Below are 2,489 nucleotides of genomic sequence, written 5' to 3'. Positions count from 1 at the left end.
TTGACGGCCTCCGCGCAAAGAGCCTCCCAGATAGCGGCGACCTGAGGCGAGGGGGATGGCTCCGTCGACAGATTGCTCAAGCTGACCAGTGGAACCGTCATGCTAGCTTCCTTCTGCATGCGGGATGACGCGACATCCGGCATGGAGACGTTAGGTTAATCTCGCCCGCGATAGATGGTCTAAAATTACGTGGATCTTTGCAGCCACTCTAAAATTCCTCTCTTTTTTCGCAAGAACCGGGAAATTATTTCCAAGTCACTKCATCGCCCGTCAGCCGTGCTCCGGAATGCACAAAGCCGGCAGCCAGAAGGGAGGCCAAGGTCCGCCAGACGCCAAAACCACGCAGTCATCGTTCCAAGTCGAATAGTGCTTGCGTTCCGGATATCATTTTCTATTATTTTGGTAGAGAATTATGCGACTGGGCGGATCGGGCGGATGTAGGCGGACCGGTCCAACGCAGAAGGAGCCGATGAATGACTCTTCTCTCGTCACGTTCTTCGAATTCGGAGAGCCAGAATGCGGACCATCTCGCAAGGATTGCGATTGTCGGCCGAGGCTTCACGGGGATCATGACCGCAATCGCTCTTTTCAAAAGAGTTGATCGGCCTTTCCATCTGGTGATGTTCGATCCGCGAGCAAAGATAGATATCGGCGAGGGCATAAGTCAGCCCGCGTCGACGGTGCTGACCAGCCGCGTTCGCGACCTTTCCGTTGATCCCGGACTGCCGGGCGATTTTCGCCGGTGGCTGGAAACGGATGACACATGGCGCGATCGCCTGATCTCGGATCCTGCCGGTCTCGAACACGCCTTTGTGCCCGGAGAAATCTTCAGCACCTATGTGTACAAACGCTTCGCCGAGGCCCTGTCCGATCGGCCTGATGTCATCGTGCAATTTGGCTCGGATACCGTAACGGCGATCGATAGGCATCTGGACGGAGGATATTCCGTTTTCCTTGGAGCGGAGCAGCGAACCCGCTTTGACGCGGTGTTTCTCGCGACGGGTTACGGGATGCGGGAAAATTCTGACGCGGCGCCTGCCGGTGAAACGCAAAGCGCCGTCGTGATCGGCGGCGGCATCCACGCGGTCGACAGGGCGCTTGGATTGCTGGCGGACTCGAAGATTTCCCATGTCACATTGATCTCGGAATCGGGCTTCCTGCCTCAGTCACATACTCCAGCCGCCGTCGGAGCTATTGTCACGGACCAACCCATGCCGGGAACGCTACGCGGCGCGTTCCGTTTTCTGCGCGAAGCCGCCAACAGGGCTGATCTGGAAGGTTCGGGTTGGCAAGGCATCATGAACGGCTTTCGTTCACGCGCGCGCGACCTCTGGGCGGGACTGACGCCAGAAGAGCGTGCACGGTTCAAACGCCATGTGAAGGCTATTTACGACAGTCATCGCAACCGCTTGCCGCCTGAGCACTATCAGCGCCTGCATCATGCGATCGCCAGCGGCGCGATCACCGTGAGGAAGGGAAAAGTGAATTGTATCGCTACAAACGGCGTGCTGTTTTCGGCCCCGACCGGGCTTGAGGTCCTTCCCGCGGAACTGACGATAGACTGCCGTTTCCGGCCGTCCGGAACCGATAGCCCGCTTGTCCGCTCGATCATCATTGCGGGTCTTGCAACGCGGGACGAACTCGAGATCGGTATCGTCGTAGACGAATGCGGGCGGACCAAGGCGAGCGCCTTGCATGGGCTGTTCGCGATGGGACCGCTTGGCCTGGGCAGCCTTCCGGATATCGATCTGGTGCCTCAGATCGTCCAGCAAAGCCATGCGGCTGCGTCGTTGCTCAACAGCTGGATTGGTGAAGTGGCTAAAAGCGCAAGACGTCGTCAAAGCCTGTGACGACGTGTGAGAGTTATTGTCCCAACCTGTGAATGGATGGCAACAGCCGACCAAAGCTGCATCGCCGCGCCGGGCGATGCAGCGCGTCGGGAATGGGGTGCCGTCAGGCTGTTCGCGATGCCTGGATGACTGTCGGTGGCGCAAGCGGCGGCAAGCACCGCGCGATATGAAGCTGCATGGTCGTCGCCTGTCCGGCCGCGCTCACGCGGCCTTTGCTTTCGGCTTGGCGGCCTTGACGTGGGTTATGCTGCGGCGGCCGTCGACGCTGACGGGGACGTCGCCGTCAACGGTGGCGCGGCGCACGACCCGGTGCTGGTCGCCGTAGTCGTTGACGGCATAGTGCTGGGTCGCGCGATTATCCCAGATCGCCACATCTCCAGCTCTCCAGCGCCAGCGCACGGTATTTTCCGGGGCGGTAACGTAGGACTGGAACACCTCGTAGAGTTTCGCGGAGTCGCTCTTCGACACGCCGATCAGGCGCTGAACGAAATTGCCGAGCAGCAGCGATCTTTCGCCGGTTTCGGGGTGGACACGCACGACTGGATGCTCGGTCTCGTAGATGGTCGAGGTGAAAACTTCCTCGAAATGCTTCTTCTCTTCAGCGGTAGCACGAGGACGCACGGCTGCGTAGTCATAGGC

2 protein-coding genes and 1 pseudogene are annotated in these 2,489 nt (G+C 59.4%); 2 read left to right on the top strand and 1 reads right to left on the bottom strand.

Going from position 1 to position 2,489, the window contains the following annotated elements; all coding sequences use genetic code 11:
* Positions 1-473 precede the first annotated feature (473 nt).
* Together AC1D1Z_RS36285 and AC1D1Z_RS36280 are read left to right on the top strand one after the other, a co-directional pair.
* Positions 474-947, top strand: a pseudogene (locus tag AC1D1Z_RS36285) (FAD/NAD(P)-binding protein); the annotation flags it as partial.
* Positions 948-1,061: 114 nt separating this feature from the next.
* Positions 1,062-1,850 (top strand): FAD/NAD(P)-binding protein, encoded by a 789-nt coding sequence (locus AC1D1Z_RS36280; protein WP_245499015.1) that lies wholly within the window; start codon positions 1,062-1,064, stop codon positions 1,848-1,850.
* A gap of 201 nt (positions 1,851-2,051) precedes the next feature.
* Here the strand turns inward: AC1D1Z_RS36280 and AC1D1Z_RS36275 are convergent.
* Positions 2,052-2,489 (bottom strand): TauD/TfdA dioxygenase family protein (locus AC1D1Z_RS36275; RefSeq protein WP_477853637.1); only part of this gene is annotated, 438 nt, incomplete at its 5' end.

The sequence above is a fragment of the Rhizobium sp. P1_E1 genome (genome assembly GCF_056406015.1).
This window is presented reverse-complemented; position numbering and strand designations above follow the sequence as displayed.